The following is a 15876-nucleotide window of genomic DNA, read 5'->3' on the forward strand; positions in this document are numbered from 1 at the left end:
TTTAAAGAATTCAAATAACTTCAATCTCTATTTTCTCGGCAATTGTAGAAATAGTCGGTTCGCTTTCTTGTTGCCAAGCTCGTCATTTAGTTCAATTACACAAAAAAATTGTTTATCCATTGAAATTGTGGCGTATGGAATCAAACTCTTTGTTTATATTTAAAAATGCCACAACCAGGATGTCGTCAAAATGCTTCCCTCTTTCAGAAGCAATAATTCTTACAGCTTCCTCATGCTTGATGGCTTCTTTATAAACTCTTTTTGAAACCAGTGCATCATATACGTCCGCGATAGACATGATTCTAGCTGACAGCGGAATCTCTTCGCCCTTTAGACCACGCGGATAACCAGAGCCATCCCATTTTTCGTGATGAAAATAAGTAATTTCATTTGCAACTTTGAGGAATGAATTATCTCCCAAATTGCTTTCAGCTGCCAGGATGGCTTCATACCCATGGAGAGTATGTTTTTTCATCTCTTCGAATTCTTGTACTGTTAATTTTCCTGGTTTTAAAAGGATACTATCTTTAACGCCAACCTTGCCTATGTCATGCAGGGGGGATGACAAGGCTAAAAGATCTATATAGTTATCATCAACTAGATGCGCGTATGGAGAGTTTGTCTGAAGTTCTTTTCCCAGCGCGATCACGTAATGCTTAATTCTTTTAATATGTCCGCCTGTTTCAGGGTCACGATGTTCGGCTAAGGAAGCTAGTGCTTCAATTGTTGCTTGGCGAGTCAACACTAACTCTTCGGTCCTTGCTTTTACTAGGGCTTCGAGATGAATATTTTGATCTTCTATGAATCTAGAAGCAAGAACCAATGTCAAGTGGGTTTTTACCCTGGCACGCACTTCACTTATTTCAAATGGCTTTATAATATAGTCAATAGCACCAAGATCGAAACCTCTAGTTTTGTTTTCAATTTCTGAAAGAGCAGTCAAGAATATGACAGGTATTTTTTGAGTAGATACATTAGACTTTAATGATTTTATAACATCGTAACCCGACAACCCTGGCATCATTATATCCAATAGAATCAAATCAGGCTTACTATTTACGCAATAGTCCAATGCGGCTTGCCCATTGTTGGCTACTGCTATTTCGTAATACTCTGAAAGAGCGTTTATTAAAATTCTGATATTAGCATTAACATCATCTACAATCAAAACGGTGCATTTTTCTAAATTATTCACCGCTGGCTCCTGTTAGTGTAGAGATGAAAGACTCAAGCTGATCTTCTGCAGAGACATAGTCAAATTCATCAATGCGCTGTAAAATATTTTGCATCTTGCTTTTGAATTTTAAAGGAATAGCATCAATATTAATATTTTGAGTAATTCTGTCTATGTCAATTGGTTTTTTAGTTTTAATTGAAGCAACAAGTTGTTGAGAAATATTTTTTAATTCCAGAAAAGAGAGCCTATGACTATCATCGAAGACTGGCCTATCAGCTTCCGTTGCAAAAATACGAAGAGAAGTTTCGAGCACTTTAAGCTCACTCTTAATTAAATCGAATGATTTGTCGTAATTTTTATCTAGTTTTAAATTGTCTTCTAATGATTTTGCTGCGATCTGCAAACTTGATGCAAAAATATTTCCTGCCATTCCTTTGATTGTATGGCTCAAAAACAAAAGCTTCTCCTTGTCCCTCGACTCAACACTGCGAGAAATATCTAATGAATGACGAGCGCAGTCGATGTAAACAGATCTTAATATCTCGGCGCAGATTTTATAGTCATATTTAAATTTTTCGAGATATTTTTCAACATCTACCCCTTCAATACATGCAGGAAATTTTTCAGCTTCAAATTTACCAGAAATTTTATTTCTCTTGTTAATATTTTTTTGAGATGATTTCAAAAAATTCGAAAGGACAGAATATAGTTCACGGATGTCTATCGGTTTTGGCAAGTGGCCACGTAAGCCAGATGCTAAAATCTTATCCTTAACATCAATCATTGCATGAGCTGTCATTGCAATTATGGGAATGTCCTTAAATTTATCGTCAGCCATAATTCGCCTAGAGACTTCAAAGCCGTCAATCCCAGGAAGTTGCAGGTCCATCAAAACAAGGTCAATTTTATTCTCATTAATCAATTCGATTGCCTTATATCCATCTGATGCTAAAATAACTTTTAAATTGACACCTTCCAATATGGCTTTGGCGACCTCTTGGTTTACTATGTTATCTTCAACTAACAGTATGGTCGCTGGTTCAAAGTACCAATTCTCAAGATCATCCAGTTCAATTATGTCTTCTTCACTATGCATTTCCTTGTCAATAAAACCGAATGAATCAAATAACATCGATCTCACATCTTTCGGCATTAATGGTTTGCTGTAGTATGCGTGAAATCCTTCGTTAAATGATTCCTCTTTAAATTGCTCGGAACTATACGCAGATAATATCAATAAAATAGTGTTTTCATCAATGAGGTTTTTATTTTTAGCGCAACGGATGAACTCAATGCCTGATAATTTTGGCATCTTCCAGTCAGTTATTATCATATCTGGAGGACGGTCCAAAGACTCTAAAATACTGATGGCTTCATTGCCTGAGTTAGCCAACAAAGGATTAACGCCCTGCATTAACAGATATTTTTCTAGCAAAAATAACGAATCAGAGCTATCATCTACCGCGAGTACAACCTTAGATGCAAATCGAGCATCAATTTCAGATTGATAAGGACATATACTGGACGATACGGCTAAAGGCACATTAAATAAAAATGTAGTGCCTTCGCCAAGTCTACTTTTAACTTCTATTATACCGCCCATAGCCTCTATGAGCTTTTTTGAAATTGAAAGCCCGAGCCCTGATCCGCCATATTGCCTTGTAGTAGAAACATCGGCCTGTGAAAAGGGAGAGAATAAAGAGTCGATCGTTTCAACAGAAATCCCTATGCCTGTATCTGAAACTTCAAATTCAAGCAAAACAGTTGCAGTATCTAACTGAACAAAATTAACTTTCAAAATAACAAAGCCATCTTCTGTAAACTTTATGGCATTACCAACAATATTTATGAGAATTTGACCTAATCGCAACGAGTCGCCAATGATTTTTGGGCAAAAAAATGAAGATATATCTATTAAAAATTCAAGCTCTTTTTCCTGCGCTCGTATTGACGCTATATTCTTAACATGATCTATAACATCCATGACGTCAAACTCTGTAGCCTCTATCTCGAGCTTTCCTGCCTCTATTTTAGAAAAATCTAAAATATCATTCAAGAGTCGAAGCAAGGATTTCGCAGCTTTGTCAACTTTTAGAAGATGTTGCTTTTGTGTTTCATCAAGGTTTGTCTTAAGGCAGAGGAATGTCATTCCTATAATCGCATTCATTGGAGTTCGTATTTCATGACTCATGTTGGCCAGAAAATAGCTCTTTGCCAAACTTGCTGCCTCGGCTTGAATGGCGAGATGTTTTGATTGTTCAGCAACCTCTTTAAGTTTGTTGTTCGCTCCAAGCAAATCATCTTCGATTTTTTTCCTTTGGCGAATATCAATGAAACATTCTAAAAGTTTTTCCTGGTTACCAATGCGTATTATTTTTACAGTTTTAATAACAGGAATTTTAGTCCCGTTAGATTGTATCATTATTCTATCTGAATTGTCTACTGTATGTTTTTTGTCAAGTATTGGACATTGGCATTGCTCTGCTGGACACAAAAAATTATGACATATGTTTCCTATAATGAAGTCTTGTTCTGCTCCGAACATAGCTGCTGCAGAAGGATTGACTCTTTCGATTATTCGCGTTGCAGCATCAACTATTACAACACCAATGGGCATGCTATCCATTAAAATATTCAGAACCTGTAGGTTGTCTTTGAGTTCAGACTCCATCTTAACTCTGCTGCTTATATCTTCACGAGAGATTAAAAAACCAGACGGGACGTCGCCATCTTTGAGTATAGAAATTGTGATGTTTTCCCAAAATTCCTTTCCATCTACCGTTGTTGTTTTACGATCAACTGTCCATTTAAAATTTCCTGTTAACAATTTTAACTCTTCCGCAAATGATCCAAATATCAAAACGTTACCGTCAGAATCTGCATCGAATATCAGATCGTGTTCTTCTGATTGAGCACACAATTCGCTGTAGACCATATTTTTGTAGATTATCGAACCGCCAAGGTCGCAGATTGCTATCCCGAGAGGGCTTTGTTGAACAGCTTCCGATAAATTTCTTGCGTATTCTTGACTTTCTTTTAATTCACGTTCAGCAATTTTTCTCGAAGTTATGTCATGAAATGCAGTTACCGATCCAGTCACTTCGTTTTTTATGACGATCGGTCTGCTCGAAACTTCGACATCAATTATTTTGCCAGATTTTGTAATAAAAAGATCTTCAGCGACATAATTATCGCCAGAGGATACTTTTTTAAAAAATGGGCAGTCCTCAAGCTTTGTCTGTTCAGTCTGGGAATGAGAATGAAACAAATCGTGAGCTACTTTTCCAACGACTTCGTTTTTATCGTATCCTAAGATATTTAGTCCGGAAGGATTAATTTCTGTTATAATACCATTGGTGTCCATTGCGTAGACACCCTCAGAAAGAGTGTCGGTTATAGTCACAAGATTAGCCCTTTCTTCGTTCAGAGAGTCCGTTTTTCTTTTTAAAGATATTATCAAAACGAGTATTGAAAAAAGAGTCCCTAAAAGCAACGAGGTGTATTTAATAAATTCTTGATTTAACTCGTATACTATGTCGTCTTTTGAAAAACCAATTAGGTAGGCAATTAATTTGCCATCTATATTTTTAATCGGCAGGAACGCAATTGAATAGTGTTCATTGCTCTCAGTTTCCGTTACTGCAAAGCTTTTCTCCGTTAAGATGTTGGCATTGACACTCTTATCTCTACTTATTTTTTGTGATAAACTTTTTGCAACATTCGACAATGGCGAAGGACTGTCTGGTAAAACTGCATTAGGGTCTTCGACTAAGTAACTATCGTTAATCACAGATGGACTATACAGCCACTCCTGGTCCTGAACCAATATTCTAGAGACAACATCTTTTTTGACAATAAGAAGGTATTCCTTCTTTGAATCTAGATACTCCAGCGAGTCGCGTATTGACTTCGTAGAAAGACAAAATTCAACAGCTCCAATAAATTCATTATTAAACAAAAGGGGATATATGTATCTAAATCCGGATACGGTCGCACCTGTTTCAAAACCCTGTGTTGGTTTGATAGTTTGAAACACTTTCTGTAGAAGGGGCCTAATCTTTAGTTGATTGTCTCCGTAAAATTCTGGCAAATACATCCTTAGGAAGCTAGTGCCTTCTTTGTCGTAAAACTGCAGTTGCCGCAAATTATTATTTTTAAGTTCCTTATAAATATTGTGCATGTTGGCATAGAGCGCGCCTCTATCTTTATTTTGCTCCGTTTCTTGAGATAAAAACCCTTTGTTTAGTAAAACTAGATTTTCTTCGGTCTGAATTTGGTTGATTACGATATTGTCTATTGACATTCCATACATTTTTACAGAAGCCCTGTACGCAATGTCAAGATTAGACAATATCTCAGAATAGTGAGCATTGATCCTTTCTCGCCTATTTTTGTCCAATATGGAATAACTAGCGATAGCAATCGCTAGCAAAATAATAAAAAATAAATAATAGATTAATATTTTTTTGTCAGTTGCAGGTGTTGTATTCATTTTGAAACTTAATTTTAAAAGTTTCCGGTAGATGGAATTGATTCATTTCCTAGAAGTTTTCGTACTTGATCATAGTCTTTGTCGCTTGCTGGAGAGGTTCCAAACTTTATGTTCGCACCCCAAGACGCAAGCAACTCAGAATCCTTGCCTTTTGGCTGGAGAGAAATCAACGCGTTATGAATTTTACTGATCACCTCTTGACTAACTGTCCTACTATTAACAACAAGTGCAAATCCAGGCAGTTTGTCTGTTTCTGCGATTATGTTCACCCCAAGATGTGTATATTTTTTTGCTATTGCAGTTTTTAAGCCACCAACGCTATACTCTCCTCGCGCAACCGCAAGCGCAACATCATCATGCCGGTCAAGATATTTGTATAGATTGTTACTGAGGCTATTCCCATTGTCTCTCATAATACCGTTTGTTGACAAATATCCGCAAGTAGACAGGGGTTGAGTCAATGCTACTTTTGAATTCTTCAGCGTAGATAAATCTGTTTTTGAATTTGCATTATCAATCACACAACATGTATAGCTTGGTTCTCCCGATGATTCTTTAAATAACACAACTGGGGACACATCATCGTATTCTTTTTTTAAAATCACGTAAGGCAAAGGCCCTAGATATGCCAAGTCAACTGAGTTTGATTTCATTTTATTTAAGATCTCTACGTAATCATCAGAATATTCAAATTCAATTTTACATCCAGTTTTTTCTTGGATATAAATAAACATTGGTTTAAATTGTTTAACAATGGCTTCCCTGCTTTCCATTGGAAGTGGTGCAAATCTCAAATTGCAAGATTCTTCAGCATTAGCTAATCCATTAGTAAGAAAAAAAAATAAGAATAATACAAGGACTGGCGATGCTTTCATATGAACTTCCTTCTGTTTGTCTGTTCAGAACAAACTGCCAATAGAATTACAAGTTCCAATCTCTGCAGACGCTGCAACATTCGCAAAGCTAAATTTATTTTTTAGCGACTATACATTATTAGATTTAAATCTGATTATTTTAGCTTTACCGATACAGTTGCGCCTGACTTCGTTTAGTGCCCGATTCAAGCTATTTTCCCTATAATTGCGCATAGTCTTTTACTATGGAATTAATCATATCATAACCTTTGCAATTAAATTTGCAAGGAAAAACCGAAATGCCTAGTAGCGCACAATACAATTGGGCAAATCGGGTTCAATCAATGACGACAGCCATGCGAAGACGTACACATGAAAGACTATTGCAGCAGGAACCATGAAATCCGGCAGTTGGCTGACCGCGTGGCGGCGTAAGTCTTCAGCCATGCGAGAGCCTGACTCCCAGCCGGTTTTAAGAAACTCATGAGCAAGGATCATACTTAAGGCCCAAATGTCACGGACGTGATCGCGCACTGGAACACGGCCGGCTTTGGCGTTTGGGCGGGGTGACCTGCTGCGACCATGGCTTGAGGCAAGGCCAAATTTTGCTCCCCCGGCCAAGGCGTTGTGTTTTTCCAAAAAAACCGGCAAGTTCGACATAGGTTTTCGTAAGGCCCCAAGACCGTTCGCGGAGGAAGGACATGACCATCGACAAAGCCAGGGTCAAGGAGCGCCTCGTCCAGGAGACCAAGGACTACCTCATGCTATTCGTCTATCTGGCCGCTTTTCTCGGCTCGTTTACAATCTATAAGCGTCTGGTGCTGCAGGAGCACCACCTCTCCTACTATCACTACGGCTATTCCCTGATTGAGGCGGCCATCCTGGCCAAGGTCATCCTGCTTGGCGACTGGCTGGGCCTCGGCAGGGCAAGGCCTCGAGGCCCGCTCATCCTCGCCGTCTTGCGCCAGACGTTCCTGTGCAGCCTGCTGGTCATGTGTCCAGGGACGGGAGTTTTTACGAGGTTAGGGGACACGAGTTCTTACGAGTCCCGCTCGGTTTGATCCACCTCCCAACATAATGCCGGGTACCGTTGTTCCACTTCCATTCTTGCTTCGAAGCCCCCACCGGCGGCATTCCCGCCCCATCGCCCACGATATCTTGCGGCGCGAGGAAGCTTGGGCGGTCAAGGCTCGGCGACAGCCGACCCCGAAGGGGCTTGGCCTTGACGGGCCAAGCGCTCGTGCCATGGTGGGCCGCGATGGGGCTTAGGCTACTTGAGCATGTTTTCCAGGTCCTTGAGCCTATAGGAGCGCCCCGTGACGTTCAGAACGTGGCTCCTGTGCAGCAACCGGTCCAAGATCGCCGTAGCCATCACCTCGTCTCCGGCCAGGATTTCCGGCCAGTCCTTGACGGACTTGTTGGTGGTGATGATCGTGCTCCCCTTGTCGTAGCGGTAATTCACCACTCGAAACAGCAGTGACGCATCGCTCCGCGACAGAGGCTGAAAGCCCATTTCGTCGATGATCAGAAGAGACGATTTATGATATTTCAACCCCTTGAGCCGCTGAGGAGGTCGGTCTGCATCCCTGCGGGCCGCGTGTAGGAGTGCGTCCAGGGTGTAAAAGGCAACGGAGAAACCATTTCCCACCGCCTTCACGCCCAGCGCCACGGACAGGTGCGTTTTTCCCGTCCCGGGCGGCCCTTGGATCAGAATCGTTTCTCGCTGCCGCACAAAGGCGCAAGTGGAGAGTGTCTCGATCCGGCTGCGCTCGATGCTCGGCTGGAAACTGAAGTCGAAGTTCCCAAGCGTCATGCCCGGCGGCAACCCGGAGAGCTTGAGCGCTGTGCGTATTCGTCGCTCTTCACGGCGTTCGAGTTCCACAGTCAGCAACCGATTGACGACCGTATGCGGGGGCAGTTCCTCTTTGACAGCATCGTTAAGCGCCTCGGCCAGGGCTTCGGCGGCGAAGGTCAGGCCCAGGCGGGAGAAGGCGTCCCGAACCGTGTCGATATCCACGCGCCCGTTCATCTGGCCACCTCTGCCAGGGCCGCGTACAGATCAATCGGCCGCTTCTCCACGTCCATCTCCATGATTTCCTGGAGACGTTTCCCCATTTTCCCCAAAGGGGGCGGAGGCAGAACCCTGTCCGTGGCTTCGCCTTCGTAGCAGTCCTGGTCAGTCAGCACCCTTTGGGAAGTCCCGCGCGAAAACTCCCGGATGATCCGACCCTCAGCCAGAATCTGGACCGTGCCGGCACAGCCACGCACTTCGACCTGGCTCCCCACATGAGCAAACGGCACCGGATAAAATCGTCCCTCAAAAGACACCGAGCAATCCGGCCGGACAGGCCTGGTTACGGCAATGTCGAAAGGTTCTGGCAAGATCGGCAACTTGCCAAGGCGTTCTACCTCGTCCTGCCAACTATCGAAGACGCTTTTACCCGTGGCCGGACACAGCGCCTGTTTCGCCCAGCGTTCTATGAGCAGATCGCTTGCGGCCTGGAGCGCCTCAAGGGAAATCCAGTCCTTGTCCCGAGGATCAAGGAGAAAACGGGAGAGCTTTACCTTCGCCTCGACCTTGCCCTTAGCGTTGGCGGCCCGGGGTTGGCAGGCGTCGATGTGGAACCCCACTGCCAGGGCATAGGCACGGTAGGTTTCATTAATCGTCCCCCAAGCGCCGGCCCCACGAGCAATGGCTGTCTTAACGTTGTCGATGCGGTTGACGGCGGGCACACCACCGAGTCGTCGGTAGGCTTCGTTATGGCTCTTCAGCCAGGACAGCTGGTTTTCGCTCCGAGTCCAGATCACCACCGGCATCCGGCTGTGGGACAGCACCATCACAAAAGCGTGGAGATCGACTGTCTCGCCGGCGATCCTCACCCCGGGAAATTCACCCCAGTCCGTTTGGCTTTGCGCCCCGGGCGGTGTTTCGACACGACGAAAAGTCCGAATCTTAGGCTTGGGATAGTGAGCACGGACATACCGGAGGACGGATTTATACGATCCTTCGTAGGCATACTCCAAAACGAGGTGCTCAAAGAGATCTTTGATGTTGACCGGCCGTTGTCCATGCTCCTTGGTCGCTATCCAGTGCTTGATCACCTCGCGGACTGCTTCAGCTTTAAAAGCTTTTGCATTACCATTGGAGTCAAGGTCTCTATTCAGGTGGTACCTCACAGCTCCTTCTGTCACTCCAACAATACGAGAAACTGCCGAATTGGTTGCCCCTTTCGTTGCCAACACCTTGATCGTCACGATTTCCTCCGCGCTCAGACGACGCCCTCTCAAGGATCCCACCTCCTTCCGGTCGAAAATCGACTCGGAGGTAGTCACTCATTGAGGATTCGTCTCGGTTGGCAGGATCGTAAATCTCGCGTCCCCTAAGGCCTCTCTCTACGCCGTCCCTGCACAACATGGGTGTCGCTGACAGATGACGATGCCGGCAAGAGTGACGCCAAGGATGAAGAGGTAAATACGACTATCCTCGGATGACAAGATCTAAGTCAACGTACTCGACAACGAGCAAAAGCAAGGCCCGCCAGTTCCCCACATCAACGCCCCGTCGGAACATTTCCCGCGCTTGGGCGAGTTGTCCTGATCGGCGAAGCGTGGCAGCGGCGGCAAGGAGAAAGCGGCGCTTACCTTGATCACCACGAAGACATATCGCCAGCACGGGTCTGATCATACTTGACCATAGCAGAGCCGGGCCGTCATTGTCACTAATTGTACCATCAGCAGGCAGGGATTGTCCGGCATGAAAATGTCTGAAAAAAATCGGGCGGGCCAGGATGGCAAGTGGCTCAGTTAAAGCTCAGGTTTGCACTGGTCCCGGTCCTTGGGCTTTTTCTTGCCGAACCACTTGGCCAAAATTAAGGAGCCGTAACCCGCGACCCCAGAAGCACCTACGGCCATTCAAGGGGTGCAGGTACCCGTCCCCACCCCAAATACTGACAGGTAGACCAAGACAGCGCCGCCGACGAGCCACGCGAATAGGGTGGAGAGTTTGTTTTTCATATGCTATGATATCGCTACTTATCTTGTTAAAAAGCCAGTAAACGTGTCGACCCAACTCGGCGGAAGCCACATGTCTAGATGGTTCCGACATGCTGCCCACCTCTGCTATAAAAATAGTTTTGGCCGCTGATGATATCTTCGCCCGTGAACATGACGTTGCCGGAATCATCCAGAACCTTGACGGGAATTGGTGGTTTGCCCTTGTTGATTGCATAACCTCCAAAGATAAGTATACCGAAAGTCAACGCGAGACAAAATAGGAGAACTGCCTTTACTTTTGGACTCGTCATCCTCCCCTCCCTCGATTGATCAAAACAACACACCAAAATAGTTGGGAAGCTCAACAAGACTTGAAGAAACACGCTTCAGTTTAATGGCAAAGGGGGAGCCGAAGCTCCCCCTTTCATTTTACTGGCCTGTCATCATGGCCGCGATGTCGTCCTGTACCGTGCCTATGGGTTTCAGGCCGAACTTCTCGATGACGACCTTAGCCACGTTCGGGGACAAGAAACCCGGCAACGTGGGGCCGAGCCGGATACCCTTTACTCCGAGGAACAGGAGGGCAAGGAGCACGGCCACGGCCTTCTGTTCGTACCAAGCGATGTCATACGAAATGGGCAGCTTGTTGATGTCGTCGAGACCGAAGACCTCTTTGAGCTTCAGGGCGATGACAGCCAGGGAATAGGAGTCATTGCACTGGCCAGCGTCCAGCACGCGCGGGATGCCGCCGATGTCGCCAAGGTTTAACTTGTTGTAACGGTACTTTGCGCAGCCCGCCGTGAGTATGATGGTACCCTCCGGCAGAGCTTCGGCCACCTGAGTGTAGTATTCGCGGGACTTCTGACGGCCGTCGCAACCGGCCATTACCACGAAGCGCTTGACAGCGCCGGACTTGACGGCCTCAACAACCTTGTCGGCCAGAGCCATGACTTGGTGGTGGGCAAAACCTCCGACGATGGCTCCCTTTTCTAGTTCCGTGGGCGGCGCGCACTTCTTGGCTTGGGCGATCATGGCCGAGAAATCCTTGGCCCCGCCGGTCGGACGGTCCGGGATGTGCGTGGCACCCTCGTAGCCGACTACCCCTGTGGTGTAGAGGCGGCCGAGGTACGTATTATCTTTTTTGAGCGGCACCAGACAGTTGGTGGTCAGCAGGATGGGGCCGTTGAAGGCTTCGAACTCGGGATTTTGGTGCCACCAGGAGCCGCCGTAGTTGCCGATCAAGTGTTTGTATTTTTTGAAGACCGGGTAGTAGTTGGCCGGGAGCATCTCGCCGTGGGTGTAGACATCCACGCCCGAACCCTCGGTCTGCTTGAGCAGCTCGTCCATGTCTTTGAGATCATGACCGCTGATGAGGATGCCCGGGTTCGTGCCTACGCCAATATTGACATGGGTTACCTCCGGGTGTCCGTAACTACTCGTGTTGGCCTCGTCCAGCAGGGCCATGGTAGTCACGGCCACTTCACCGGCTTTCATCACCATACCGACCATGTCGTCCACAGACAGGTCTTTAGTTGTTGATGCCAGAGCCTCAAGCATGAATTCGTCGATTTCTGGTTTACGGAATCCAAGTATGGCTGCGTGTTCGGCATAGGCGGCTACGCCTTTGAGCCCGATGATAAGGAATTCCCGCAAGGAACGCACATCCTCGTTTCCCGTTGCCAAAATGCCCACGGCCTTCGCTTTTTCGGTGAAAGAGGAAGATGGGCCGCTCCAGGTGGCGGCGTCGGGCAAAGGATCGCTGAATTCCTTCCCATGCTTTGCTTTGTAGGCTTCATAGAACTTTGTTTTGAGCGCATCGCGACGCTTCAGACCATCTTCAATCATGCCTTCGAAACGAGCGTCATCCCAGTTGGCGTTGGTAATCGTGGCGAACAGACCCTGAAGCACGAAGTTATCGTTTGAACGGTCAGACTGCCCTAGGTCCTTGAGTCCTTCGCCATACACGGCAATACCGCGCAACACAAAGATCAAAAGGTCTTGAAGGTTGGCAGTCTCCTCGGGTTTTCCACACATGCCCTTGACGGTGCAGCCCGTGTTTTTTGCCGTCTCCTGGCATTGAAAGCAGTACATCGCGCCTCCTTGTGGTTGATTGTCCAGTGATTCAAGCGCTTTTGGGTTCGGTTCAGTTCCGGCGGGCGCGACGACGCACAGCTTCTTTTTTTCATCTTGTTGCCGATGATCGTCCCACTCGTCTCCGATAGTATCCTTGACATAAGTCAAAAGAAGTAATCAAGGCTTTCCGGAATCGAAGCACAGCGTGCGCCCATTGCTCGTGCGTTGGCTAACCGTCCTCATGTCGTTCTGGCTGACGAACCCACTGCCGCTTTGGATGTGATCTCGAGGTTAAGAAGGGCAATCGCCAACCTGGATTGACAAACACCCTCACCATTGTTAGTTATCAGTAACTAACAAAAGAGGGAAAGTCTATGGGGTCTCGCAAAAACAGTGCGGACAGAAAGGCCGAAATCGTGGAAGCCATGCTTGCCCTGGTTGCCGAATTAGGGCCTGCATGTGCGACCACCCAGGCGGTGGCCGATCGGGTAGGCATTACTCAGGCTGGCGTGTTTCGGCACTTTCCGGCGAAGAAAGATCTTTGGCTTGCCGTGGCGGACTGGCTAGTTATGGAAGCCCAAGCACGCTGGGCTAAGGCACGCAAATCCGAAAAAAGTCCTCTCGCGGGAATAAGGTGCGTCATAGAAGCGCAGTTTGAATTTATTCAGCAGACTCCAGCGGTCCACTCTCTGATATTTTCACGTGAACTCCACGCGCAAAACGAAGAATTGCGCCGATCTTTTAACTCTATGGGCACGGTGTTTCATGCCTTGTTAACCGATTTGGCTAAGCAAGCTCAAGCCGCAGGCGAGCTGTCAAGTGATTTTGCCCCTCATGAAATAGCCAACGTACTGTTGACGTTGCCGTCAGGCCTAGCCACACGCTGGTCACTTAGCGGGCGCACTTTCAACCTCGCGAAAGAAGGCACACGGCTTTTGGAAATCTTGCTGTATGGTATGAGCAAGGTCCATTGACGGTCAAGGGGAATCGTCTATGTCCAGAAATAGAAAAAGAGTTTTATTCGCAGGCGTTGGGGGTATGGTCATTGCCTTCGTGCTGATTCACCTTTATTTTCGCCCAATTTCAGTCCGAGTCGTTGAACCGGCCGCACAGGAGGCGCTCCAGGTCTTCGCCCTGGGCACTGTGGAAGCGAGAGTACTTTCCAAGGTAGGCTTCAAGGTAAATGGATTGCTTCGTGAATTGAAGGTTGACCATGCCGACGAGGTAAGGGCGGGGCAGCTTCTGGCGTTACTGGACAGCGGTGAGCAAGAAAATCAAGTAGCCAAGGCCTTGGCCAACTTGGACAAGGCTCAGGCTAATCTCAATCTGGCAAAGGCAAGTCTAAAGAAGTCCCGCACCAACCTTGCCCTGAAACAGCAGCAAAGCCACCGTCGCCAAGAGCTAAAAAATAAGGATGTTCTTGCTGGAGAAGAGGCCGAAGTTTCATTGGCCGCAGCGCAAACAGCAGAGGCAGAAGTGCTTCTGTCAGAGGCAGAGATGGCTGCGGCGGCAGCTGCCGTAAAGGATGCTGAAGCTCAGCTCGGCTTATCTCGGGAAGTCTTGTCCCAACATCTTCTGGTGGCTCCATACGATGCCGTGATTATTGGCCGCCACAAGGAGATTGGCACAATCATGCAGGCAGGAGAGCCGGTCTTCACATTGGTGAATCCCTGCACAGTATGGGTCAGGGCTTTCGTGGATGAGGCCAAGGCCGGCTATATAGAAGTTGGACAGCCGGTTGAGGTGCGACTACGCTCCCTTCCTGGAAAACGATTTCCCGGCAAAGTTGCGCGTATTGACCTGGAAAGTGATAGGGTCGGCGAGGAACGACGTATTTACGTAACCTGGTGTGATTGCCCCCGCGATTTCCATCTCGGCGAACAAGCAGAGGTGGTGATCAATAGCGGCTTGTTGGATAAAGTAGTGCTGGTTTCAGAAACACTCGTTTTTGAACGAGATGGTAGTAGTGGCCAGATATGGACTTTGGAACAAGGGCAACTCAATAAGCGCCGGGTGATTTTCGGGCAAAGTACGCTGGATGGTCGTCTTCCGGTGATCCAAGGGATGCCTGAGGGAGCCCAGGTTCTGGCAGCCTTGCCGTCCGGCCTGCGCCAAGGGCGGAAGGCCACGGTACAATCCGGAGGCACCCCATGAATCTGGCGGTGCGCGATATCCGGCACAACCTCGGCCGCTTCGTACTGACGTGTCTGGGACTCAGCCTGCTGTTGGGCCTCGTGTTGTCTATGATCGGCATCTACCGAGGGTTGGTTGAAGAAGCCTTGTCCTTGTCCAGAGCACCAGGAGCCGATCTTTGGGTTGTGGAGGCAGGGAAGAGGGGTCCTTTCGCGGAGTCATCACGAATACCTGGCGACACCCGCGAAGTAATCGCCAGCCTGTCGCAGGTGGTGTCAACAGGCTCCATGACGTATCAATCCGTGGAGGCTATGCATAATGGGAATAAATTAAGACTTTACGTGGTTGGATATGAACCAGGGAGGCCAGGAGGACCTGTAAAAATATTTTCTGGGCGCTACATGACCCGTAGCCACTATGAAATGTTGGTCGACTCGAAAAGCGGACTTATGTTAGGTGAGCAGGTGCGTCTTGGGCGCAATATTTTTACTGTAGTAGGCTTGACCCGAAATCAAGTTTCTTCAGGCGGCGATCCTGTCGCCTATATTACGTTGCGAGACGCCCAGCGCTTGCAATTTGAATTGGAACCCCCGGTGGCCCGACGTGAGGCCGAACGCGGCACTTCACCGGTCGGCACGGATATCGTCAACGCCGTGGTGGCCAAAGTCGCGCCAGGAACGACCCCGGATCGGGTGGTCGAGGCAGTCGGACGTTGGAAACACCTCACCGGATTGAGCCAGTCGGCTCAAGAGGAAATTCTGACCAAGTCGGTGGTGGACAAATCCCGACGCCAAATCGGACTCTTCACAGTAATATTGCTTGTCGTTTCGGCGGTGATCATCTCGCTCATCCTCTACACTATGACAATGGATAAAGTACGGGAGATCGCCACGCTCAAACTCATAGGTGCGCCGGACAGAACCATTGTCGGACTCATCATTCAGGAAGCCGTCGCCATGGCCGTAATCGGCTTCTCACTGGGAGCACTGCTCATCAACTTGACCAGGGATTTCTTTCCTCGTCGAGTGATTCTTTTGCCGCAGGACGGATTAGCTTTGGCCATTGTGGTGCTCTTTTTATGTGTGCTTGCCAGTGGGATGGGGGTGCGCCTTGCACTCAAGATCGAACCTTCAGTGGCTTTGGGAGGATAGGGC

General features: G+C 47.3%; 13 protein-coding genes. 5 read left to right on the top strand and 8 right to left on the bottom strand.

Going from position 1 to position 15876, the window contains the following annotated elements:
* Window positions 1–112: 112 nt before the first annotated feature.
* The 4 genes from NY78_RS23810 to NY78_RS24750 all read right to left on the bottom strand — a co-directional run bounded on the left by NY78_RS23810 (window position 113) and on the right by NY78_RS24750 (window position 7183).
* Window positions 113–1195, bottom strand: a complete 1083-nt coding sequence (locus NY78_RS23810) for a response regulator (RefSeq protein ID WP_082140033.1) — start codon at window positions 1193–1195, stop codon at window positions 113–115.
* The gene (locus NY78_RS23815) at window positions 1188–5669 is read right to left on the bottom strand and encodes a response regulator (RefSeq protein WP_082140034.1); all 4482 of its coding nucleotides are present in this window, start codon (window positions 5667–5669) and stop codon (window positions 1188–1190) included. Before NY78_RS23815 ends, NY78_RS23810 begins: the two co-directional genes overlap by 8 nt.
* A 14-nt stretch (window positions 5670–5683) precedes the next feature.
* Window positions 5684–6544, bottom strand: coding sequence for a PhnD/SsuA/transferrin family substrate-binding protein (locus tag NY78_RS23820; RefSeq protein ID WP_082140035.1), 861 nt, complete (start codon window positions 6542–6544; stop codon window positions 5684–5686).
* 282 nt (window positions 6545–6826) lie between these two features.
* The gene (locus NY78_RS24750; protein ID WP_156180946.1) at window positions 6827–7183 is read right to left on the bottom strand and encodes a hypothetical protein; all 357 of its coding nucleotides are present in this window, start codon (window positions 7181–7183) and stop codon (window positions 6827–6829) included.
* 41 nt (window positions 7184–7224) lie between these two features.
* Between NY78_RS24750 and NY78_RS14200 the strand changes: the two genes are divergently transcribed.
* A complete protein-coding gene (locus tag NY78_RS14200) occupies window positions 7225–7584 on the top strand; it encodes a hypothetical protein (RefSeq protein WP_231584003.1) in 360 nt (119 codons plus the stop codon).
* A 209-nt stretch (window positions 7585–7793) separates the two neighbouring features.
* Here the strand turns inward: NY78_RS14200 and istB are convergent, their stop codons facing one another.
* From istB to hcp, 4 genes are all read right to left on the bottom strand, one after another.
* Window positions 7794–8552 carry an IS21-like element helper ATPase IstB gene (gene istB / locus NY78_RS14205; RefSeq protein WP_043637289.1) on the bottom strand — a complete coding sequence of 253 codons (759 nt, stop codon included), beginning with the start codon at window positions 8550–8552 and terminating at the stop codon, window positions 7794–7796.
* Window positions 8549–9778 (bottom strand): IS21 family transposase, encoded by a 1230-nt coding sequence (gene istA, locus NY78_RS14210; RefSeq protein ID WP_197084253.1) that lies wholly within the window; start codon window positions 9776–9778, stop codon window positions 8549–8551. The genes istB and istA overlap by 4 nt, the downstream gene beginning before the upstream one ends.
* Window positions 9779–10611: 833 nt before the next feature.
* Window positions 10612–10827 (bottom strand): hypothetical protein, encoded by a 216-nt coding sequence (locus NY78_RS14215; RefSeq protein WP_043637293.1) that lies wholly within the window; start codon window positions 10825–10827, stop codon window positions 10612–10614.
* A 118-nt stretch (window positions 10828–10945) separates the two neighbouring features.
* Window positions 10946–12607, bottom strand: coding sequence for a hydroxylamine reductase (gene hcp, locus NY78_RS14220; RefSeq protein ID WP_043637296.1), 1662 nt, complete (start codon window positions 12605–12607; stop codon window positions 10946–10948).
* Window positions 12608–12781: 174 nt separating this feature from the next.
* On the opposite strand from hcp, the gene NY78_RS25830 reads away from it, so the two are divergent.
* The 4 genes from NY78_RS25830 to NY78_RS14235 all read left to right on the top strand — a co-directional run bounded on the left by NY78_RS25830 (window position 12782) and on the right by NY78_RS14235 (window position 15873).
* Window positions 12782–12910 (top strand): hypothetical protein, encoded by a 129-nt coding sequence (locus NY78_RS25830; protein ID WP_331428928.1) that lies wholly within the window; start codon window positions 12782–12784, stop codon window positions 12908–12910.
* Between the two features lie 104 nt (window positions 12911–13014).
* The gene (locus NY78_RS14225) at window positions 13015–13563 is read left to right on the top strand and encodes a TetR/AcrR family transcriptional regulator (protein ID WP_231584006.1); all 549 of its coding nucleotides are present in this window, start codon (window positions 13015–13017) and stop codon (window positions 13561–13563) included.
* A 64-nt stretch (window positions 13564–13627) separates the two neighbouring features.
* A complete protein-coding gene (locus tag NY78_RS14230; RefSeq protein WP_043637301.1) occupies window positions 13628–14743 on the top strand; it encodes an efflux RND transporter periplasmic adaptor subunit in 1116 nt (371 codons plus the stop codon).
* Window positions 14740–15873, top strand: a complete 1134-nt coding sequence (locus NY78_RS14235) for an ABC transporter permease (protein ID WP_043637304.1) — start codon at window positions 14740–14742, stop codon at window positions 15871–15873. Before NY78_RS14230 ends, NY78_RS14235 begins: the two co-directional genes overlap by 4 nt.
* Window positions 15874–15876: the final 3 nt, after the last annotated feature.

Origin of the sequence: Desulfovibrio sp. TomC, assembly GCF_000801335.2 — a bacterium.
Lineage (GTDB): Bacteria > Desulfobacterota > Desulfovibrionia > Desulfovibrionales > Desulfovibrionaceae > Solidesulfovibrio.